Source organism: Pseudomonas mediterranea CFBP 5447, assembly GCF_000774145.1.
Lineage (GTDB): Bacteria > Pseudomonadota > Gammaproteobacteria > Pseudomonadales > Pseudomonadaceae > Aquipseudomonas > Aquipseudomonas mediterranea.
This window is the reverse complement of sequence record NZ_KN322984.1, coordinates 413716-434910: the sequence shown is the minus strand read 5'-3', so window position 1 is coordinate 434910 and position 21195 is coordinate 413716. Positions and strand designations below refer to the sequence as shown.

The following is a 21195-nucleotide window of genomic DNA, read 5'->3' as shown; positions in this document are numbered from 1 at the left end:
GACGAGAAGGGGCAATCCGTGTTCGAGCAAAAGCCGGAGTGGCCGGCGGAGACCGAGACTTGGGGATTCTGGACTAATAGCCTTTCGCCCAGCATTCAATATCGCGTAAAAGGCGACCGGATCCCTCGACGCAGGTCAGGCTGGCAAGCGGATCCCGAAGGTATTGGCACCCCGTTCACTGCGCACGAAGACATCCCCTCCATGCATCAGGGCGATGGCCCTGACGATGGCGAGCCCCAGTCCATGGTTGGCCCCACTGTTGCTGCGAGAAGCATCGACCCGGTAGAAGCGTTCGAAAAGCCGCGGCAAGTGTACGTTGGCGATCGGTTCGCCGGGGTTGGTGACGGCGAGGGTGATCTGGTCGGCCTGGGCTTCGATGCACACGTCGATAACCTGTCCGGGGGCTGTGTGTTGTACGGCGTTGCTCAGCAGGTTGATCAGCGCCCGGCGCAAATGGGCGATCTCGATGCTGGCCTGGGCGTCGCCGCTGACCCGGACCTGGACCTGGGCGTCCTCGAGGATGAAATCCAGATAATCGAGGGTGGTGGCCACTTCATCGGCCAGGGACGTGGTGATCAGCTTGGTGGCCTTGCTGCCCTGGTCGGCGCTGGCGAGGAACAGCATGTCATTGATGATCGAACGCAGCCGTTCCAGTTCCTCGAGGTTCGATTGCAGCACTTCGAAGTAATGTTCGGCCGAACGGCCGCGGGTCAGCGCCACCTGGGTCTGGCCGATGAGATTGGTCAGCGGTGAACGCAGTTCATGGGCGACATCCGCGTTGAACGATTCCAGGCGTGAGTAGGCCTGTTCGACCCGGTCAAGGGTGGCGTTGAAGGAGCTGACGAACTGGCTGAGTTCCGGTGGCAGCGGCGATAGCCGCAGGCGCCCGGACAGGCGTGGAGGGGTCAGGCGCCGGGCCTCATCGGACAGCTTGATCAACGGCTTGAGGCCGATCCGCGCCACCCAGTAGCCGAGCAAGGACGCCAGCAGCACCCCGACAATCGCCAGGCTTACCAAGGCCACCAGCAGTTGGTGTTGGGTCTGGTAGAACGTCTCGGTGTCGATGCCGATCATGAAGCGCAGCGGCGGTCGTTGGTCCTTGGCCGGAAACTGGCTCACCAGCACTTTCATCGGGTAGTGGCGGTTGGGCAATTGCAGGTCGCGTTTACCCAGTGGCCCCTGGGTGAAGGCGCGGATCTGCGGGTCGGGATCGCCATATTCGAAGTGCGGATCACCGCTGACGATCCAGAAGTGGATGCGCTTGTCTTCCTCGCCCAGCAAGCGCAGCTTGTTGTGGATCTTCACCCAGTGCTCGGGCGTGCCGTAACGGCCTACCGTGGATTCGAGCACGCTGTAGCGGGCGTCGAGTTCGGCTTCGGGCAACAGGCCCAGGCCTTTTTCGAGCTGCTGGTACAAGGCGCCACCGATCAGCAGGAACACCAGCGCGGCGACCAGGGTGAACAGGCCGCTGAGGCGTAGCGCGATGCTGTTACTCACCGCGGCTCTCCAGCACATAACCCATTCCGCGGATGGTGTGCAGCAACTTCCGCTCGAACGGCCCGTCGAGCTTGGCCCGCAAGCGTTTGATCGCCACCTCCACGACGTTGGCGTCGCTGTCGAAATTGATGTCCCAGACCATTTCGGCGATGGCGGTCTTGGACAGGATTTCACCCTGGCGGCGGGCCAGGACACTGAGCAGTGAGAACTCCTTGGCCGTCAGGTCCAGGCGTTGGCCCGCGCGGGTGGCCTTGCGGCTGATCAGGTCGATCCACAGGTCGGCGATGTTCACCTGCACCGGCTCATGGCCGCCGCTGCGACGGGTCAGGGCTTGCAGGCGGGCCACCAGTTCCAGGAAGGAGAACGGCTTGCCCAGGTAGTCGTCGGCGCCGTCGCGCAGGCCCTTGATGCGGTCTTCGACCCGCTCCCGGGCGGTGAGCATGATCACCGGGGTCTGCTTGCGGGCGCGCAGGGCTCGCAGCACGCCGAAGCCGTCCAGGCCCGGCAGCATCACGTCGAGCACGATCACCGCATATTCGCTTTCCAGGGCCAGGTGCAGCCCTTCGACGCCGTCGGGGGCTACATCGACGATGTAACCCTGCTCGGTCAGCCCGCGATGCAGGTAGTCCGCGGTTTTTTCTTCGTCTTCGATGATCAGAACGCGCATGGCTCCGCCTCAGTCTGTAGTCGCCAGCGCCGCGGCCGGCGCAGGCCCGGAATGCTGGGTGGGCCGATGAAACAACCGCTCGAGCCACAAGTATATGACCGGTGTGGTGAACAGCGTCAGCGCCTGGCTCACCAGCAGGCCACCGACCACCGCAATGCCCAGGGGCTGGCGCAACTCCGCGCCGGGACCATGGCCAAGCATCAGCGGCAGGGCGCCCAGCAGGGCGGCCAGGGTGGTCATGATGATCGGACGGAAGCGGGTCATGCCCGCCTGGAAAATCGCCTCCTGCGGAGTCAGTCCGCCATTGCGCTGCGCGTCGAGGGCGAAGTCGATCATCAGGATGCCGTTCTTCTTGACGATGCCGATCAGCAGCACCAGCCCGATCAGCGCCATGATCGAGAAGTCCTGGCCCAGCAGCCAGAGCATGATCAGGGCGCCGAGGCCGGCCGAGGGCAGGGTCGAGATGATGGTCAGCGGATGCACGAAGCTCTCGTAGAGCACGCCGAGAATGATGTACACCGCCACCAGCGCGGCGAGGATCAGCCACGGCTGGCTGGCCAGGGAACTCTGGAACGCCTGCGCCGCGCCCTGGAAGTTGCCACTGATGGCGGCCGGCATGCCGATCTCGTTCTTCGCCTGGTCGAGCATGCGCACCGCGTCCCCCAGTGCCACGCCTGGGGCCAGGTTGAACGACAGGTTCGCGGCCGGAAACATGCCATCGTGGGCAATGGACAGCGGGCCATTGGTGGGCGGATCGAAGCGGGCCAGGGCCGAGAGCGGCACCATTTCCCCGCTCAGCGGCGAGCGCAGGTAGAAGTAGGCCAGGCTTTCGGCCTTGCCACGTTGCCGGGTGTCGAGTTCCAGGATCACGTTGTACTGGTTGGTCTCGGTCTGGAATTCGTTGATCTGCCGCTGGCCGAACGCGTCGTACAGCGCCTGGTCGACATCGCTGGCGGTCAGGCCGAAGCGTGCCGCCGCGCTGCGGTCGATGTTGATGTGGGTAATGCTGCCGCCCAGTTGCAGGTCGTTGGAGACATCGCGGAATGCCGGGTTGCTGCGCAGTCTGTCGGTGAGTTTCTCGGTCCAGGCATTGAGGGTCGGCCCGTCGTTGCTCTTGAGGACGTACTGATACTGGGCGCGACTGGGGCCGGAACCGAGGTTGATGTCCTGCCCGGCCCTCAGGTACAGCACCACGCCGGGAATTTTCTGCAACTGGGGGCGGATCCGGTCGATGAAACCGCTGGCCGAGACGTCACGCTCGCCTTGGGGCTTGAGGGCGATCCAGAAACGGCCGTTGGCAATGGTCTGGTTGCTGCCCGAGACCCCGACGAAGTGGGAGAACGTCTGCACCGCCGGGTCGGCGGCGACGATGTCGGCCAGGGCCTTGTGCTTGGCCACCATGTCGGGGAATGACACGTCGGCGGCCGCTTCGCTGGTGCCGAGCACCAGGCCGGTATCCTGCACCGGGAAGAACCCCTTGGGGATGAACACATAGCCTGTCACCGCCAGTGCCAGGGTCAGGCCGAACACGCCGATCATCAGCTTTTGATGGGCCAGTGCCTTGCGCAGGCCTTTTTCATAGCCGCCCAGCAGTCGTTCGCCAAAGCTTAGACCTCGGTGGGCATGATGCACCGGGGCGCGCATGAACAGCGCCGCCAGGGTTGGCGCCAGGGTCAGGGACACCACCACGGAAATCAGGATGGTCGAGGTGGCGGTCAAGGCGAATTCCTTGAACAGTCGCCCGACCACGCCGCCCATGAACAGCAACGGGATGAATGCGGCAATCAGGGAGAAACTGATGGACACCACCGTGAAGCCGATCTCGCCGGCGCCCTTGATCGCCGCCTCGCGCATGCCGTCACCGGCCTCGAGATGCCGGTGGATGTTCTCCACCACCACGATCGCGTCATCCACCACGAAGCCCACCGAGATGACGATGGCGACCAGGGTCAGGTTGTTCAGGCTGAAGCCCATCACGTACATCAGTGCGAAGCTCGCGGTCAGGGACACCCCGAGCACGGCCGAGACGATCAGCGTCGCCGAGAGCTGGCGCAGGAACAACGCCATGACCGCCACCACCAGCAGCACGGCGATCAGCAGGGTGAGCTCCACCTCATGCAGCGAGGCGCGGATGGTCTGGGTGCGATCGATCAGCACCTTGACCTGTACCGCGGCGGGCAGCATGGCTTCCAGGGTGGGCAGGGCCGCCTGGATGCGGTCGACGGTTTCGACGATGTTCGCCCCCGGCTGCCGGAAGATCACCAGGTTGAGCCCTGGCTCGCTGTCGGACCAGGCCTGGACGTAGGCGTTTTCCGAGCCATTGATCACCTTGGCGATGTCCTTGAGGTGCACCGGTGCCCCATTCCGGTAGGACACGATCAGGTCGCCGTATTCCTCCGGCTGGAACAATTGATCGTTGGTGGACAAGGTTGAAATGCTCGAATCGCCGTACAGGGCGCCCTTGGCCAGGTTGAGGCTGGCCTGCTGGAGTGTGGTACGGATGTCGGCCAGGGTCAGGCCGATGGCGGCAAGACGGTCCGCGGAGGCCTGGACCCGGATCGCCGGGCGTTGTTGACCGGTGATGTTGACCTGTCCTACGCCGTCGATCTGACTGATCTGACGGGCAAGCAGCGTTTCGACGTAGTCGCTCAGTTCGGTGCCGGGCATCAGGCTGGAACTGATACTGAGGATCAGCACCGGGCTGTCGGCCGGGTTGACCTTGCGCCAGGTAGGCAGGTTAGGCATGTCGCTGGGCAGTTTGCCGGCGGCGGTGTTGATGGCCGCCTGCACTTCCTGGGCGGCGGTGTCGATGCTCTTGTCGAGGCTGAATTGCAGGGTCAGGTTGGTCGAGCCCAGGGCGCTGCTGGAGGTCATCTGGGTGATACCGGGGATCGCGCTGAACTGTACTTCCAGCGGCGTCGCCACCGAAGAGGCCATGGTTTCGGGGCTGGCGCCGGGCAGTTGGGCGTTGACCTGGATCGTCGGGAATTCCGCCTCCGGCAAGGGGGCGACGGGCAGGCGAGGGAAGGCGATACACCCCAGCAGTATCAGGGCGAACGTCAGCAGCACCGTGGCGACGGGGTGATCGATGCACCACGCCGAAATCGAGCCGCGACCCTTCACGACCGCGGCTCCGTGGTCTTGGCGATGACCGGTGGGGCAGTGAGCACCTGGACGCTGGCCCCCGGCCTGAGGCGTGACTGGCCGTCGCTCACCAGTTGATCGCCGGCGTTCACCCCCCTGATGATCTGCATGCCGCTGTCCTGGTAGACCATTTCCACTGGCACGTTCTCGACCTTGTCACCCTTGAGCCGGTAGACGAAGTGCTGGTCCAGCCCGCGCTGGACCACGGTCGGCGGCACCACCAGGGCGCCCTTGTCGAGGGCGGTCTGGATTTTCAGCGTGACCAGTTGCCCTGGCCACAACCGTTGCCCGGCGTTGTTGAACTCGGCCTTGGCCCGCAGGGTGCCGGTATTGGGGTTGATCTGGTTGTCGATGAGGCTCAGCCGACCCTCGCCAAGCAGCTCGCCCGCCGTGCCATCGGCGCCGACGTAGGCCTTGACCAGCGCCTGCTCGGGCGCGGCGATCAACCGCTGCAGGGTGGGCAGCATCTGCTGGGGCAAGGAAAATTCCACCGCAATCGGGTCGATCTGGGTCACGGTGAACAGGCCGTCGCTGTCGCTGGTGCGCAGGAAGTTGCCTTCGTCCACATTGCGGATGCCGACGCGACCGGTCACCGGGGAGCGGATCTGTGTGTAGGACAACTGCACCTGGGCGGCATCGATGGCTGCCTGGTTGCCCTGGGCGGTGGCCTTGAGCTGATTGACCAGGGCCTGCTGCTGATCGTAGGTCTGCTTCGAGACGCCATCATCGACGCTCAGCAATTTATAACGCTTGAGATTGACCTGGGCCACCGCCAGTTGCGCCTGGCTTTCGCCAAGCTGGGCCCGGGCCTGGTCGAGGCTGGCGCGAATGGAGCGGTCGTCGATGGTCGCCAGCAGATCGCCCTTGCTCACCTGTTGCCCTTCCTTGACCAGCAGTCGGGTGAGAATGCCATCGATCTGCGGACGGATCACCACGCTGTGCAGTGACAGCACCGTGCCGATGCCGCTGGCGAAGCGCGGCACATCCTTTTGCTCCACGCTGACGACCCGTACCGGAACGGCGGCAGGCGCACCGGATTTGGCGGCGCTGGGTTTCATGACGAACCAGAGGACGAGGGCCGCCAGGGCGATCAATAGCGCGACGAGCAGGACGGTTTTTTTCTGGATGTGCATGGATGTGGGAAGCCGGTCCGGGACGAAGGGATTTACAGGACTCTTATATAGCGTTGCGAGACGGTCAGGAAGGTGACGGCTAACTGACAGGCTTGTCAGTTTCGTCCTGGATTACTGTCGGATGAGTGTCAGGTTGAATCTGCCCGATACGTTGCGGCAGCGGGCGGGTATACTGGTGCCCGTCGCGCCTCCCTCCAGGCCTGACTTGCACAGTATGGCGAGGAGCAAACCCTTCGCCACGGATTGATGGCCTACCTTGAGTGAACGGCATTTACATGACTTCCCCTAACGGCGAACCGGCCGACCTGCCTGACGGCGATGTTTCCAGCGCCGAGAGCGGCAAAGCGGCGATCCCGGCCTTCAAGTTTCCCTTCAAACCCGGTGAACTGGGCACGGCCAAAGGCGCGGGGCAACTGCCTTGGTACAAGAACGGCGTAAAGGACGGTCACGCCAAGTCCCCGGGTGCGGCACCGCCCGGCACCCGTCGTTCGATGGGCAAACGCTGAGGGACGTTTCCCGATCCAGGAGCGGCGATTTCAATTCGCGGTTCGCGCACCCGCCAGGCTTCCGCTCAACTCATACGCCGTCAGCTCGGCCTGGTGCGCTGTCAGGATTTCCGGCAGCGAACCTCGCAGGTACTCGACCCAGGTCTTGATCTTCGCGTCCAGGTACTGGCGCGAAGGGTAGATGGCGTAGAGGTTCAATTCTTGGGAGCGGTAGTTGGGCATTACCCGCACCAGCGTGCCGTTGCGCAGGCCTTCGATGGCCGCATAAACCGGCAGTACACCGATACCCATGCCGCTGGTGATCGCGGTTTTCATCGCATCGGCGGAGTTCACCAGGAAGGGTGACTGGTTGATGGTGACCATCTCCTGGCCTTCGGGGCCGTCGAACACCCATTTCTCCAGTGGAATGACCGGGCTGACCAGGCGCAGGCAGGCGTGGTTCAGCAGCTCGCTGGGCTTCTGTGGGCAACCATTGGCCTTCACGTAGGCCGGTGACGCGCAGACGATGCTGTAGGTGATGCCCAGGCGTTGGGAAACGAAGCCCGAATCCGGCAGTTCACTGGCCAGCACGATGGAGACGTCATAGCCCTCGTCCAGGATGTCCGGCACGCGGTTGGCCAGGGTCAGGTCGAAGGTCACGTCCGGATGGGTCTTGCGATAGCGGGCGATAGCGTCGATCACGAAATGCTGGCCGATACCGGTCATGGTATGGACCTTCAACTGTCCGGCCGGCCGGGCATGGGCGTCGCTGGCCTCGGCTTCGGCTTCCTCGACATAGGCCAGGATCTGTTCGCAACGCAGCAGATAGCGTTTGCCGGCTTCGGTCAGGGCAATGCGCCGGGTGGTGCGGTTGAGCAAGCGGGTTTGCAGATGGGCTTCCAGGTTGGAAACCGCACGCGAGACGTTGGCTGTCGTGGTATCGAGTTGCACGGCGGCGGCGGTGAAACTGCCGGCTTCGGCAACGCAGCAGAACGCGCGCATGTTTTGCAAGGTGTCCATGAAGGGCTCTCTAGGGCGATAGCAAATTGTGACACGAAGTTACGGCGCTACGGGATCCGACTTACGGATTATCGCGTTTACGGTAACAAAGATTCGCAGAAAGATCGGCTTATCGCCGTTTGGCTGGGTGCCTAGAATTGCCGGCGTTGTAGGGGCGGGCTGTCTGGCACGGACCTCATGTGGGAGCGAGCCTGCTCGCGAGGCGTTGGGTCAGTTGCCTGCGATAGGGCGGGTGCCGCCGCCTTCGCGAGCAGGCTCGCTCCCACAGGTCGCTTAACCGGCATGCACGCTCGTTGCTTTTCCTTGTCCCTTTCCCAGGAATCTTGCGCAAGTGCCGCGTTGCATCAGCAGAGAGCTGAAGACTCTCAGTGTTTGGGCTTTATCGTTGACCCTCAGCGCTTGCATCGGGACGGGAGGGATCGCACCCCGGGGCGAGGCGTTGTCAGCCGACCGACTGGCCACCGATGAAGCGATCCGCGAGGCCGCCCGCGATGCCCACTGGCCCAGTCGCCAGTGGTGGAAGGCCTATGGCGACCCGCAACTGGATCGCTGGATCGACCTGGCGGTGCAGGACAGCCCGAGCCTGGCCCTGACTGCCGCCCGGGTGCGACAGGCCAAGGCCATGGCCGGTGTTGCCGAGGCGGCCGAGTCGCCGCAGGTCAATGGCCAGGCCACTCTCAAGCGCCACAACTGGCCCACCGATCAGTTCTACGGTCCTGGCGAACTGGCCAATACGACCACCTGGGACAACGACGCCGGCCTGGGCCTGAGCTACGCTCTGGACCTGTGGGGGCGGGAGCGCAACGCCAGCGAGCGGGCAGTCGACCTGGCCCACGCCAGCGTCGCCGAGGCACGACAGGCGCAGCTGGAGTTGCAGAACAACGTCGTGCAGGCCTATATCCGCTTTGCGTTGCATTATGCCCAGCGCGATATCGTCGCCGCGACCCTGCGCCAGCAGGAACAGATTCTCGACCTGGCGCAAAAGCGTCTCGACGGTGGCATCGGTACTCATTTCGAAGTCAGCCAGGCCCAGGCGCCGTTGCCCGAGACCCATCGTCAACTCGACGCCCTCGACGAAGCCATCGCCTTGAGTCGCAATCAATTGGCGGCACTGGCGGGCAAGGGACCGGGGGAGGGCGCGGGCCTGCAGCGTCCGGCCCTGGCCCTGGGGGCCCCCTTGAAGCTGCCGTCGGCGTTGCCCGCCGAGTTGCTGGGCCAGCGACCGGATGTGGTTGCCGGACGCTGGCAGGTGGCGGCGCAGGCGCGGGGCATCGAGGTGGCCAGGGCCGGTTTCTATCCCAATGTGGATCTGATGGCGAGCCTGGGCTACATGGCCACGGGCGGCGGTGCGCTGGAGTTCCTGACGGGCAAGAAGCTGACCTACAGAGTCGGGCCGGCCGTCACCCTGCCGATCTTCGACGGCGGGCGCCTGCGTTCGCAGTTGGGCGAGGCGGCGGCCGGCTATGACGCCGCCGTGGCGCACTACAACCAGACGCTGGTGAATGCGCTCAAGGGCATTTCCGACCAACTGATCCGTCGCGAGTCCATGGACAAGCAACAGGCCTTCGCCGCCGAATCCGTGGCCGCCGCGCAACGTACCTACGACATTGCGCTGGTGGCGTTCCAGCGCGGGCTGACGGACTACCTCAATGTGCTCAACGCCCAGAGCCTGTTGTTCAAGCAGCAACAGGTGCAGCAGCAGGTGGAGGCGGCGCGCCTCAGTGCCCATGCCAATCTGGTGACGGCCCTGGGCGGGGGGCTGGAGGCCGGCGGCGACGCCGCGCCTGATCCCGCGTACACGCCGTGGCGAGGGAGCTTGCTCCCGCTGGACTGCGTAGCAGGCCCCTCAGGTGGGTGCTGCGCCCCCAAGCGGGAGCAAGCTCCCTCGCCACGATGCTGAACTGCCCAGTGAGTGCTTGCTCATGACCTCTTTAATGACCCCGGTACGCTGGCTCCACCGCCTCGAATGGCGCCGTGGCTTTTTCGATTGGGCCCGCAGCGACGGGGTGACCTGGGTCTATATCTTCAAGGTGCTGTTTGCCGCGTTCCTGACGTTGTGGCTGGCGATGCGCCTGGAGCTGCCGCAACCGCGCACGGCCATGATCACCGTGTTCATCGTCATGCAGCCGCAGAGCGGCCAGGTGTTCGCCAAGAGCTTCTACCGCTTTCTCGGCACGTTGGCCGGTTCGGCGGTGATGGTGGCGTTGATTGCGCTATTCGCCCAGACCACCGAATGGTTCCTCGGTTGCCTGACCCTCTGGGTCGGTGTCTGCACGGCGGGTGCGGCGCGTTATCGCAACTTCCGGGCCTACGGCTTTGTGCTGGCCGGCTACACCGCGGCGATGATCGGCTTGCCGGCCCTGGCCCATCCGGAAGGGGCGTTCATGGCGGCGCTCTGGCGGGTCCTGGAGATTTCCCTGGGCATTCTCTGCGCCACCCTGGTCAGCGCCGCGATCCTGCCGCAGACCGCCAGCGCGGCCATGCGCAACGCCTTGTACCAGCGCTTTGGGGTGTTCGCGCTGTTCGTCACCGATGGCTTGCGCGGGCGTAGCCAGCGGGATGCCTTCGAAGCGGCCAACGTGGGTTTCATTGCCGAAGCGGTGGGCCTGGAGAGCCTGCGCAGCGTGACGGTATTCGAAGACCCGCACATGCGTCGGCGCAACGGCCGACTCAGTCGCCTGAACAGCGAGTTCATGGGCATCACCACGCGCTTCAACGCCTTGCACCAGTTGCTCCAGCGCCTGCGCGCCGGTGTCGTCGAGCATGGGGTGGACGCGATCAAGCCCGGTCTGCAGAACCTCGCCGAATTGCTGGACGGCTTCAGTGCGCGGGCCTTGACCGATCGGGACGCGGCACGCCTGGCCCAGGCCCTGGCCCGCTACAAGGCTGACTTGCCGGCCCAGGTCCGTCAGTTGCGGGCAGCGTTCCAGGCAACAGGACCGAGCGATGCGCAGTGGCTGGATTTCCACACCGCCTGTGAATTGCTTTATCGCTTCGTCGATGACCTGCACGGATACGCCCTGACCCATGCGTCCCTGGCCGAGCACCGTCACGAGCGTGAACACTGGGACGAGCCGTTCGTGTCGCAGACCAATTGGCTGGCCGCCGCGGCTTCGGGGTTGCGCGCCGGCTTCATCCTGCTGGTGCTGGGCAGCTATTGGGTTGCCACGGCCTGGCCGAGCGGCGCGACCATGACGATGATTGCCGCGGCCACGGTGGGCTTGTCGGCCGCCACGCCGAACCCCAAGCGCATGGCCTTCCAGATGGCCTGCGGCACCTTGCTCGGGGCGCTGGTCGGTTTCGTCGAGATGTTCTTCATCTTTCCGCTGATCGATGGCTTCCCATTGCTCTGCGTGATGCTGGCGCCGGTGATCATGTTCGGCTCGTTCCTCAGTTCGCGACCGCAATACGCCGGGGTCGGGCTGGGGTTGCTGATCTTTTTCTGCACGGGTTCGGTGCCCGACAACCTGACGGTGTACAACCCCTATACCTTCATCAACGATTACCTCGCGATGATCCTCGGCATGCTGGTGTGCGCCGCCGCCGGGGCGATCATCCTGCCGCCCAATAGCCGCTGGCTGTGGTGCCGGCTCGAGCAGGATCTGCGCGAGCAAGTGGTGTTCGCCATCAGCGGCAGGCTCAAGGGGCTGGCGTCGGGCTTCGAGAGCCGTACCCGCGACCTGTTGCACCAGGCCTACGGGTTGGCGGCGGGACAACCCGCCGTGCAACGGGATCTCTTGCGCTGGATGTTCGTGGTGCTGGAAGTCGGCCACGGGATTATCGAGTTGCGCAAGGAGCAGGCGATCCTGCCGGTGCATCCGGCCTATGCCGAGAGCCAGCCGTGGCGCCAGGCCATCCGCGTGATGGGGCGGGCGCTGGTGCGGCTGTTCCGCCAGCCGAGCCAGAACAACCTGGAGCGTGCCCTGGTGGCAGTGGACCAAGCCATCTGCCGCGTGCAGGCCACCGACGAACCGTTCGCCCCGCATTTCGACACCTCGGCCCTGCGCCGGGTGAAGAGCTACCTGCATTTCATCCGCACTTCGCTGCTGGACCCGCAATCGCCCATGGCGGCCTTCGCCGCCGCGCTGTCCCAGGACCGTCAACATGCCCCGTGAAATCGCCTTCCACGGCGTATACATGCCCACCCTGACCTTGATGTTTTTCCTCGCCGCGGCGTTGGCCTGGGCCCTGGATCGCTTCCTGTCGGGGCTGGACCTGTACCGCTTCTTCTGGCACCCGGCGCTGTTGCGCCTGAGTCTGTTTACCTGTCTGTTCGGTGCGCTGGCGCTGACGGTCTACCGTTGAGATCGATGCAATGAAAAAGTTTTTCAGTCTGCTTGCGACGCTGCTGGTGCTGGCCCTTGCGCTGTGGATCGGTCGTGCATTGTGGGTCCATTACATGAATACGCCCTGGACCCGCGATGGTCGGGTACGCGCCGACATCATCAACGTCGCCGCCGATGTCAGTGGCGAAGTGGTGGACGTGCCGGTGCATGACAACCAGCAGGTGAAAAAGGGCGACTTGCTGATGCGCATCGATCCCGAGCATTACCGTATCGCGGTCAAGCAGGCGCAATCGCTGGTAGCCTCGCGCAAGGCGACGTGGGAAATGCGCAAGCTCAATGCTCATCGGCGTGCCGACCTGGACAGCCTGGTGATTTCCCGGGAAAACCGCGACGACGCCAGCAACATTGCCGACTCGGCGTTGGCCGATTACCAGCAAGCCCAGGCGCAACTGGAGGCGGCCGAATTGAACTTGTCGCGCACTGAGGTTCGCGCAGCCGTGGATGGTTATGTCACCAACCTCAACGTGCACCGTGGCGACTATGCGCGCATCGGCGAGGCGAAGATGGCGGTGGTCGATATGCATTCGTTCTGGGTGTATGGCTTCTTCGAGGAAACCAAGCTGCCCAAGGTGCGGATCGGCGATCCGGTGCAGTTGCAGTTGATGAGTGGCGAGGTGCTGAAGGGGCATGTGGAAAGCATCTCCCGAGGGATCTACGACCGCGACAACCCAGTCAGTCGCGAGTTGATCGCCGATGTGAACCCGACCTTCAACTGGGTTCGCCTCGCCCAGCGGGTACCGGTAAGGATCCATCTCGACGAAGTGCCGGACAACGTGCTGCTGGCGGCGGGGATGACCTGTACGGTGGTGGTCGAGGCTCAGGCCGGCAACTGAGGGTCTGAGAGCGCCACAAACCCCTGTGGGAGCGAGCCTGCTCGCGATAGCGGTGGCTCACTTGCATATAAGGTTGCCAGTGCCGCCGTCATCGCGGGCAAGCCTTGCTCCCACAAGGCTTCCTGCATGTGCGAGAGACTTGTGTTCGCCGCCAATCCCTGTGGGAGCCGAGCTTGCTCGCGATGGCGGTGGGGCAGTTGTAGATGATCCCCGCCAGGTCCATGCCATTTCGATCAGAGCGACCCACCCAGCCCGAACCGTTTCATCAAGCCTTTCTCCAGCAACCCTTTGGGCAACAATCCCGCCATCAACGGCAGCGCCCGGCTTCCGTTGCCCAGGCGCAGCAGGCGGGGTGGCCGAGGTTGTTGCACGGCCTTGAGCAGCCCGGCGGCAAATTCGCCGGCAGGAGTGGGGTTGTCCTGGGACGCTCTGGCCCGGGCGCGGATGCCGTCGCGCAGGGGCCACCAGGGCGATTGTTCATGGATCAACTGTTCGGCTTCATGACCGGCGTTTTTCGCAAAGCTCGAAGCAATGGCGCCGGGCTGCACTTCCATCACGCGGATGCCGAAGGGCGCCAGTTCCATGCGCAGCGCATCGCTCAACGCATGCACCGCGGCCTTCGAGGCGCAGTAAGCGCCGGCGAACGGTGTCACCAGCACACCGGACACACTGCCGATGTTCACCACCAGGCCCTTGGCCCGGCGCAGTACCGGGAACAGCGCCCGGGTCACGCCGACGATGGCGAACACGTTGGTTTCGAACTGACGCTGCATCGCGGGTACGCCACCGTCCAACAGCGGACCCATGGCGCCGTAGCCGGCGTTGTTGATCAGCACGTCGAGGCCGCCGTGCTGTTGGTTGATCCGTTCGCTCAATTGCTCCAGGGCCTGGCCGTCGTTCACGTCCAGTTGCACCGCGGTAAACCCGGCGGCGCTGAGTTGGGCGACGTCTTCAGCTTTGCGGGCACTGGCCCAGACCTGGTACCCGGCGGTCTTGAACACATCGGCGAGGGCGCGGCCGATGCCACTGGAACATCCGGTAATCAACGCAACGGGCATGGCGCGTTCCTTGTGCAGGATAAAGTCGGAAAGAAGTGATCAGTCGGAGAAACTACCCTGCAAACGCTCGGCGCGAAACTCCAGGGTCCGCGGGCGGTAGCCGGGTCGCAAGGATGGCAGTGGCAGGCAATCCTGCCAGTCCTTGCCCGCCTGCAATTGGCCAGGGCCCCGGTAGCGCGGCGCGCTGTAGGGGGTGTCGGCCAGGTTGATGGTATCGCCGGGGGCATAGGCCGCGATTCGCCAGCGTAGCTCAACCAAGGGTACGTCGTTGCCGTTGTTCAAGTTCAGCAACAGCGGGCGATCGACGGGGCAGTGTTCGGGGGCGTAGGTAATGCGCAGCTCCAGGCGCGCCAGTTGCCGGGTTTCACGGTTTTCCTGCCAGACCACCCAGGCGGCGACCAGCCCCAGGCCGACGAATGCGGCCAGGGACACCGGCAGCGCCTTGGCGGGATAGCGCAGCAGCAGGACCAGCCAGGTAATGACCAGCAAGACGCCGATAAGCATGTTCGAAGCCTCCGATACCGTTGCTTCATCCTACCGAAGGGGACGGGCCATGGATATCTCGTCCATCCTGCCCCATCGGTCGTCACTGTTATCTCTGACAGTAGTCACCAAGGGTTGCCCCTTGTTAGATGTCGCCAGATCACGCGACTATCAGGAGACTCGGGCATGAACATGGATCACGCTACGCCGAGGCTGATTGCGGTGGATCCCAGGTTCCTGCCGGTTCGTTCGGTGGATTATTGCCGCACACACGAGCGTGAGCCCGTGCAATCGCGGGTCAACCGCAGCCTTTTCGACCCGGCCGGGCGTGTGGTCAAGCAATGGGACCCGCGCCTGTGGGCCCTGCAACAGGACGATGCGGCAACCCCGGCCAATCTTTCTACGGTGCATACGCTGTCCGGTGACGTGTTGCTGGCGAACAGTGTCGATGCGGGCTGGCAGCTCGACCTGCCCGGGCTCGCCAGTGAAAGCCTGCGAGGCTGGGATAGCCGGGGCACGCAGCGGGAGGTAGTCTTCGACAACTTGCTCCGCCCGGTGGCGGTGTTTGAACAAGCGGGCGGGCAGCCGCGCACCTGCGTCGAGCGGATGCAATATGGCGCTCCGGGCCAGGGCCAGCAGGCTTTCAATCAGTACGGGCAGTTGATCCGTCACGATGACCCAGCGGGCACCTTGTTGCTGGCGTCCTTTGCCCTGACCGGCCAGAACCTGACGCTGAGCCGACGTTTCTGCCTGGATGGAGCCATGCCGGACTGGCCGGCGTCGGAAGCCGATCGCGAATCCTTGCTCGAACCCGGCGACGGTGCCTTGTCGACCTGGCGTCTCGGTCCGCTGGGCGATGTACTGGAGCAGGTCGACGCCAGGGGCAATCGGCAGCGCCAGGTACTGACCCGCGATGGCCGGTTGTCCAGCAGCCAATTGTTGTTGCAGGGCCAGAGCCAATGGCAAGCGCTGGTGAGCGAGATCGACTACAACGCCCAAGGCCAGATCGAACGGGAAGTAGCCGGCAACGACGTGCAGACTACCGTCACTTACGCCCCTGAAAATGGATGGCTGATGGAGCGCCATGTCCGGCGGAGCGGTCAGTCGTTGCAGCACCAAGTTTATGCCTACGACGCCGTGGGCAATGTACTGAGCATCGAGGACAAGGCGTTGCCGGTGCGTTACTTTGCCAACCGGCGCATCGACCCGATCAGTCGTTTCCGTTACGACAGCCTCTATCAATTGATCGAGGCCATCGGATGGGAGGCGGGCGGCCCGAATCAGGGGCCCGACTCTGTGGGGCGCGTCGACCCTGCCGCCCTCAGCAATTACCGCCAAACCTATCGCTACGACGACAGCGGCAACCTGCTGGAGCTGATCCACGTCGGGGCGCAGAACCATGGTCGCCAGTTGCAAGCGGCGCGCTACAGCAATCGTTGCCTGCCGTATCGTGACGGCGTGCCGCCGACAGAACAGGAGATCGCCGCGGCGTTCGATGCGCGGGGCAATTGCCTGGCATTGGAAAGCAGCCGGACCCTGGCCTGGGATCTGCGCAACCAGCTGCGCTCGGTCACGCCGATCGAGCGAGCGTCGGGGCTCGATGACCGCGAGGCCTATGTCTACGATGGCGGCGGCCAGCGCGTGCGCAAGCTGCGCACGTTGCACACCGGAGCCCGGACCCTGGTCGCCGAGGTGCGTTATCTGCCGGGACTGGAACTGCGCGCCGACAGCGGCACCGGGGAATCACTGCAGGTCATCACCGCCCAGGGCGGGCTCGGCAGCGTGCGGGTCTTGCACTGGGACAGCCCACCGCCCTCAGGCGCGAATGACCGCTATCGGTATGGTGTTGCCGAGCACCTGGGTTCGGTCAGCCTTGAGCTTGACCAGGACGGGCGAATCATCAGCCGGGAACATTTCTATCCCTTCGGTGAAACGGCGTTCCTGGCCGGGGACGATGTGATCGAAGTCAGCTACAAGACGGTCCGGTACTCGGGCAAGGAGCGGGATGCGACAGGACTTTACTACTACGGCTATCGGCTCTATGCGCCGTGGTTGCAGCGTTGGGCCAGTCCGGATCCGGCCTGGGCGGTGGATGGGCTGAATTTCTATCGGATGGTCCGAAACAACCCGCTCACCCTGTTCGACACCGATGGCAGGATACCCACAGGCGCTGCACCTGTGCCGCCTCCCATGCGTCCTCCCGGTTCACCGCCACTTCCACCACCTCCACCACTTGGAAGGGGAGTACCGCCCCCGCCGCCACTCACGGGCGGTCCACCCCCCCTACCGGGGCTCGCTCCTCGGGCGGCGCCCGCGCGTGAATTTGAAGCTATTGTGCTAGCGCCGCCCAACATGCCGGGCAACCTGCCCTCGGCCAACTGGGAAGTGGAAAGTCATGTGGACATTGTCGAACTGGCCAGCGTCATCAGTGAGCTGTTTGGTTCGCCCCGGCGACCCATTGTCATAACGGGCGTTTCGCAGGAAGAACTCTTCAATAAGATAAGGGCCGCTCCGGGCAACGAAACCATGGAGTTTGATGCGATGAACCTGAGTGTCAATCCTGCTGCGTGGACGGCACCCGAAGGGATCATCTACATGGGCGTGGACTCGCCGGATTATTCCGATAACGGGCAGCTCGACGTGGACAAGATTCGCTCCACCATTGTTCACGAGAGCCTGCACTATTCTTCCTACCGGCATGTCGGTTTCCAGGCCGAAACGGACTTGGGCGTGCAAAATCTTAATTATGATGAGTATGTGACCGACTATTTCGCCTATAAGGTCTTTACCAAGATGTTTCCCGGTGCGGTCTATAAGACCGGTTATTTCACGAAGGATAACAACAACAATTTCATGCAATGGGGCGGGAACCTCGCCAAATTCATGGTCGACTCGGGACACGTGACGGATCGAGAGTTGGCAGGCAGCTATTTCGGGACCGGCAAGTTGAGAAAGCTGCCAGAGCCGTCGTTGTCGAAGTGGAAGGATTTTGCCAAGCGGAAAAACAAGCCCCTGACATTTTGATCCAGGACGAAAAAAGCCCCCACCCAACCCGCTGCGGATAGGGGACGCAGTGGGCTGGATGGGGGCTTCTTGTTTCGCTGATCGTTACTGCGCGATGGTTTTCACCGACACGCCGCGTTCGATCGGGGTGGAGCGACCATAGATGTCTTCGAAGCGCTCGATGTCGTCTTCGCCCAGGTAGCTGCCGGACTGCACTTCGATGATTTCCAGCGGGATCTTGCCCGGGTTGCGCAAGCGGTGAACCGACGCGATCGGGATGTAGGTCGACTGGTTTTCGGTGAGCAGGAACACGTTCTCGTCGCAGGTCACTTCGGCGGTGCCGCTGACCACGATCCAGTGTTCGGCGCGGTGGTGGTGCATCTGCAAGGACAGGCATGCACCCGGCTTGACCGAGATGTGCTTGACCTGGAAACGCCCACCCATGTCCACCGAGTCGTACGAGCCCCACGGACGATAGACTTCGCAGTGGTTCTGGGTTTCGGTGCGACCCCGGGCGTTGAGGGTGTTGACCATTTTCTTGACGTCTTGGACCTTGTCCTTGTGGGCAATCATCATGGCGTCCTTGGTTTCGACCACGACGATGTTTTCCAGGCCGATCACCGATACCAGCTTGCCGTTGCCATGGATCATGCAGTTGCGGCTGTCCTGGACCACGACGTCGCCCTTGGTGACGTTGCCGTCGGCATCCTTGGGATTGACTTCCCACAACGACGCCCAGCAGCCGACATCGCTCCAACCGGCCGACAGCGGCACCACGCAGGCGCGCTGGGTCTTTTCCATCACGGCGTAGTCGATGGAGTTATCCGGGCAGCAGGCGAACGTGGCTTCGTCGAAGGTGATGGTGTCCGCGGTCTGCTCGCTGCGCTCCAGGGTCAGCAGGCAGGTGTCGTAGATATCCGGATCGTGTTTTTTCAGCTCTTCGAGGAAACGGCTGGCGCGGAACAGGAACATGCCGCTGTTCCAGAAGTAGCCGCCGGCCTCGACGAACTCGGTGGCGCGCTTGACGTCAGGTTTTTCGACGAAGTGCGACACACGGCTCACGCCTTCAGGCAGCAGCGCATCGTTGGTCGACTTGATGTAGCCGTAGCCGGTTTCCGGCTTGGTGGCCGGTACGCCGAACAACACCATCTCGCCACGCTCGGCGGCCACGGTGGCCAGGGCCAGGGCGCGTTGCAGGGCTTTCTGGTCCTCGATCACGTGGTCGGCCGGCAGCACCAGCATCAACTCGTCGCGACCTTCGTTGACCAGCATCATCGCGGTCAGCGCGACGGCTGGAGCGGTGTTGCGGCCGAACGGTTCCATCAGGATGCGCTGGGCTTCGAGATTGCGACCGTTCAATTGCTCGCTGACGATGAAACGGTGGTCTTTGTTGCAGACCACGATCGGCGTATCCATGCCTTCGAACACCAGGCGTTCGAGGGTTTGCTGGAACAGGGTGTGTTCGCCGGTCAGGGCCAGGAACTGTTTAGGGAACTGCTTGCGCGAAAGCGGCCAAAGACGTGAGCCGCTACCACCTGACAAGATCACCGGAATCATGTGTGTTACTCCTATAGATGCAGTTGGAAGCTGCAAGCTGCAAGCTGCAAGTTAAAGCTTTTCACTTGCAGCTTGTAGCTTGTAGCTGATTAGCTCGCGCGTTTAGCGCGTTGACACTGGACGCTTTACCCAGACCGGCGACAAGCTGCTTCCGGAGCCGGTGACGTACAGCACGGCCGCTTCGCCGCGCTCCAGGGCCACGGGCTTGAGGTCGCCGACTTTCTTGTCGCCCTCGAACAGCGCCAGGCTGACTTTCACCGGGTTGATTTCACGCTCGCCACGGCCCTTGGCCGCCACGTTCGGCACCACTTCGGTCTTGCCGTCGGCGGTCTTGAGGGTCAGCGCCTTGTCGGTGAGGTTCTGCACCCGCACCAGGGATTTCTGTTTGTTCTTGAACGGTGGTTCTTCGATCAGTTGCGGCTGGCCGGTCGCGTTGTTGACCAGGGTGTAGTAGTGATCGGGAGCCAGTTTAACCGGAACGGTCTGGCTGCCTACCTTGGCGCTGTAGTCGCCGCCGGGCATGAAGCTGAAGTCGCTGCTGGCCAATGGGGCGACGTCGTTGAGGTTGGTGCTGCCGACGGTGGCGCTGACTTCGCTGTTGCTGGCGTTGTAGATGCGCACGAAGCTCGAGCCTTTTGGTGCGACCGGGCCATACAGCGCCGAGTCACCGGCAAAGGCGGAGAAGGAAAGGGCGCTGATGCTGGCAACCAGGGCAACGGCCTTGAAGGAACGAGCAGCGAGACGGCGAGGAGTAGTGTTGAAAGTCATGGTGGACCTCTCTTTCAGTTTTGCGCCCGGTCGGGCGTCTCGGATTGAGTGTTGGCGGCAACGTTCTGTTGGCGCGCACCGGCTTGTTTGAGCTCTGCGACCCACTGCGGGTCGGCGTCGCCGATTTCGTTGTTTACGGGCAGATAACGTTCAGGAAACTCCCAAATCAGCACTTGTGGCGGGCTGTTCTTGAAAGCGTCGCTCTTGAGGTAGCTGAGCATCGGCAGAATCGGGCCATGGCCGTCTTCGGCGTAGTTCACGACGTCGCTGTGCAGGGCTTGTTTGAGCGCACCGACGAAGTTCCAGTTGGGGTTGGCGCTGTAGCTGGTGCCGATCAGGGCCACGGGAACCTGGGCATCGGCAAACAGCGCGTCGTCGCCGGCCGGCTGGTCGTCGGCCTCGCGGGTGTTGCGCTTGACCAGTGGCTCCTGGGCCGGCATCAGGTTTTCGAACAGCGGGTCCAGGGGCAGGAATTGGCGCAGGTCACCCTTGTGGATGATCTTTTCCGCAGGTTCCGTGACGAAGCGTTGCGGCTCGCCGTTGAGGGGCGCGCGCTCGGCAATGGCCTTGGCGATGTTCTCGGCAGCGACCTGGGCGCCTTCCGGGGTCCAGTGGGTGTCGGTGCGCAGGAAGACTTGCTGGCCGCTCTGCTTGGCCTGTTGCAGCGGGCCGAGCAGGTCGGGGGCGAGGATCTTGTCGGCTGCGACGCGGGCATGGAAATCCTGGTAGAGATTGGCGTGAATGCTCGCCGGCTTTACTTCACCCAGGTGTTCCGGATACAGCCGCGCCTTGGCCGGCACGATCGCCATCACCAGGGTGATGCCCTGTTCCTTGAGTTTCTGGCGCACGCCTTCGACCAGCGCGTAGTTGCCTTGCAGGTTCAGTTCTTCGTTGACGATCGGGTTGAACTCTTCGTCGCTGTACAGCCACTGGTCGCGGCCGAGGACCACGCCTTTGCGGCCCTCGTTGAACAGCTTGTAGTCCAGCGCAGCCCAGATATTGGTGCCCAGGCGCTTGATCGGGAACTGGTCGTCGTAGTAGGTTTCGACAGCCTTGGCCCAACGCCCGTTGAGCACGGTGGCATCGGGGTTGGTGCTGAAGCCGAAGAAACTGCGCATCGACCACAGGCCCAGGACCGCCAGGATCAGCAGGAACAGTGCGATGTAAAAGATGCGTAATGAGCGGGTCATGTTCAGATCCC

General features: G+C 63.4%; 16 protein-coding genes. 6 read left to right on the top strand and 10 right to left on the bottom strand.

Going from position 1 to position 21195, the window contains the following annotated elements; all coding sequences use genetic code 11:
* Positions 1-135: 135 nt before the first annotated feature.
* From N005_RS11715 to N005_RS11700, 4 genes are read right to left on the bottom strand one after another with little or no spacing between them, the layout of a single operon-like run.
* Positions 136-1515, bottom strand: a complete 1380-nt coding sequence (locus N005_RS11715) for a heavy metal sensor histidine kinase (RefSeq protein ID WP_047701344.1) — start codon at positions 1513-1515, stop codon at positions 136-138.
* Positions 1490-2164, bottom strand: coding sequence for a heavy metal response regulator transcription factor (locus tag N005_RS11710; RefSeq protein ID WP_047701343.1), 675 nt, complete (start codon positions 2162-2164; stop codon positions 1490-1492). The genes N005_RS11715 and N005_RS11710 overlap by 26 nt, the downstream gene beginning before the upstream one ends.
* Positions 2165-2173: 9 nt before the next feature.
* A complete protein-coding gene (locus tag N005_RS11705) occupies positions 2174-5287 on the bottom strand; it encodes a multidrug efflux RND transporter permease subunit (RefSeq protein ID WP_047701342.1) in 3114 nt (1037 codons plus the stop codon).
* Positions 5284-6441, bottom strand: coding sequence for an efflux RND transporter periplasmic adaptor subunit (locus N005_RS11700; protein WP_047701341.1), 1158 nt, complete (start codon positions 6439-6441; stop codon positions 5284-5286). Before N005_RS11700 ends, N005_RS11705 begins: the two co-directional genes overlap by 4 nt.
* Positions 6442-6716: 275 nt before the next feature.
* Here N005_RS11700 and N005_RS11695 point away from each other — a divergent pair, with 275 nt between their 5' ends.
* The gene (locus N005_RS11695; protein ID WP_047701340.1) at positions 6717-6947 is read left to right on the top strand and encodes a hypothetical protein; all 231 of its coding nucleotides are present in this window, start codon (positions 6717-6719) and stop codon (positions 6945-6947) included.
* Between the two features lie 30 nt (positions 6948-6977).
* Here the strand turns inward: N005_RS11695 and N005_RS11690 are convergent, their stop codons facing one another.
* A complete protein-coding gene (locus N005_RS11690) occupies positions 6978-7946 on the bottom strand; it encodes a LysR family transcriptional regulator (protein ID WP_047701339.1) in 969 nt (322 codons plus the stop codon).
* A 331-nt stretch (positions 7947-8277) separates the two neighbouring features.
* On the opposite strand from N005_RS11690, the gene N005_RS11685 reads away from it, so the two are divergent.
* Genes N005_RS11685 through N005_RS11670 form a run of 4 tightly spaced genes read left to right on the top strand, consistent with a single transcriptional unit; the run spans position 8278 to position 13125 of the window.
* Entirely contained in the window at positions 8278-9846 is a 1569-nt protein-coding gene (locus tag N005_RS11685; RefSeq protein WP_231983259.1) for an efflux transporter outer membrane subunit, read from the top strand.
* A gap of 22 nt (positions 9847-9868) precedes the next feature.
* The gene (locus N005_RS11680) at positions 9869-12061 is read left to right on the top strand and encodes an FUSC family protein (protein ID WP_047701338.1); all 2193 of its coding nucleotides are present in this window, start codon (positions 9869-9871) and stop codon (positions 12059-12061) included.
* Positions 12051-12251: a DUF1656 domain-containing protein gene (locus N005_RS11675; protein ID WP_024780658.1), complete on the top strand. Its 201-nt coding sequence runs from the start codon at positions 12051-12053 to the stop codon at positions 12249-12251. Before N005_RS11680 ends, N005_RS11675 begins: the two co-directional genes overlap by 11 nt.
* 10 nt (positions 12252-12261) lie before the next feature.
* A complete protein-coding gene (locus N005_RS11670; RefSeq protein WP_047701337.1) occupies positions 12262-13125 on the top strand; it encodes an efflux RND transporter periplasmic adaptor subunit in 864 nt (287 codons plus the stop codon).
* 233 nt (positions 13126-13358) lie between these two features.
* Here the strand turns inward: N005_RS11670 and N005_RS11665 are convergent, their stop codons facing one another.
* Both N005_RS11665 and N005_RS11660 read right to left on the bottom strand, forming a co-directional pair.
* On the bottom strand, positions 13359-14183 hold the full coding sequence (locus N005_RS11665) for an SDR family oxidoreductase (protein WP_047701336.1): 825 nt from the start codon (positions 14181-14183) through the stop codon (positions 13359-13361).
* A 39-nt stretch (positions 14184-14222) separates the two neighbouring features.
* Entirely contained in the window at positions 14223-14687 is a 465-nt protein-coding gene (locus N005_RS11660; protein WP_047701335.1) for a hypothetical protein, read from the bottom strand.
* 165 nt (positions 14688-14852) lie between these two features.
* Between N005_RS11660 and N005_RS11655 the strand changes: the two genes are divergently transcribed.
* Complete coding sequence (locus N005_RS11655; protein ID WP_081993257.1) at positions 14853-17690, top strand: RHS repeat domain-containing protein; 2838 nt, start codon at positions 14853-14855, stop codon at positions 17688-17690.
* 84 nt (positions 17691-17774) lie between these two features.
* On the opposite strand, the gene N005_RS11650 is transcribed toward N005_RS11655, so the two are convergent.
* The 3 genes from N005_RS11650 to N005_RS11640 form a co-directional block, all read right to left on the bottom strand.
* Positions 17775-19226: a mannose-1-phosphate guanylyltransferase/mannose-6-phosphate isomerase gene (locus N005_RS11650; RefSeq protein ID WP_047701334.1), complete on the bottom strand. Its 1452-nt coding sequence runs from the start codon at positions 19224-19226 to the stop codon at positions 17775-17777.
* A 102-nt stretch (positions 19227-19328) separates the two neighbouring features.
* Entirely contained in the window at positions 19329-19994 is a 666-nt protein-coding gene (locus tag N005_RS11645; protein WP_047701333.1) for an alginate O-acetyltransferase AlgF, read from the bottom strand.
* Between the two features lie 14 nt (positions 19995-20008).
* Entirely contained in the window at positions 20009-21184 is a 1176-nt protein-coding gene (locus N005_RS11640; protein WP_047701332.1) for an alginate O-acetyltransferase, read from the bottom strand.
* Between the last annotated feature and the right edge of the window lie 11 nt (positions 21185-21195).

Bases quoted from the DNA above. Each gene is read 5' to 3' on its own strand.
- N005_RS11710 (WP_047701343.1), bottom strand. From the start codon at position 2,164: ATGCGCGTTCTGATCATCGAAGACGAAGAAAAAACCGCGGACTACCTG.
- N005_RS11695 (WP_047701340.1), top strand. From the start codon at position 6,717: ATGACTTCCCCTAACGGCGAACCGGCCGACCTGCCTGACGGCGATGTT.
- N005_RS11640 (WP_047701332.1), bottom strand. From the start codon at position 21,184: ATGACCCGCTCATTACGCATCTTTTACATCGCACTGTTCCTGCTGATC.
- N005_RS11690 (WP_047701339.1), bottom strand. From the start codon at position 7,946: ATGGACACCTTGCAAAACATGCGCGCGTTCTGCTGCGTTGCCGAAGCC.
- N005_RS11660 (WP_047701335.1), bottom strand. From the start codon at position 14,687: ATGCTTATCGGCGTCTTGCTGGTCATTACCTGGCTGGTCCTGCTGCTG.
- N005_RS11675 (WP_024780658.1), top strand. From the start codon at position 12,051: ATGCCCCGTGAAATCGCCTTCCACGGCGTATACATGCCCACCCTGACC.
- N005_RS11670 (WP_047701337.1), top strand. From the start codon at position 12,262: ATGAAAAAGTTTTTCAGTCTGCTTGCGACGCTGCTGGTGCTGGCCCTT.
- N005_RS11700 (WP_047701341.1), bottom strand. From the start codon at position 6,441: ATGCACATCCAGAAAAAAACCGTCCTGCTCGTCGCGCTATTGATCGCC.
- N005_RS11650 (WP_047701334.1), bottom strand. From the start codon at position 19,226: ATGATTCCGGTGATCTTGTCAGGTGGTAGCGGCTCACGTCTTTGGCCG.
- N005_RS11715 (WP_047701344.1), bottom strand. From the start codon at position 1,515: ATGTGCTGGAGAGCCGCGGTGAGTAACAGCATCGCGCTACGCCTCAGC.
- N005_RS11665 (WP_047701336.1), bottom strand. From the start codon at position 14,183: ATGCCCGTTGCGTTGATTACCGGATGTTCCAGTGGCATCGGCCGCGCC.
- N005_RS11655 (WP_081993257.1), top strand. From the start codon at position 14,853: ATGAACATGGATCACGCTACGCCGAGGCTGATTGCGGTGGATCCCAGG.
- N005_RS11645 (WP_047701333.1), bottom strand. From the start codon at position 19,994: ATGACTTTCAACACTACTCCTCGCCGTCTCGCTGCTCGTTCCTTCAAG.
- N005_RS11680 (WP_047701338.1), top strand. From the start codon at position 9,869: ATGACCTCTTTAATGACCCCGGTACGCTGGCTCCACCGCCTCGAATGG.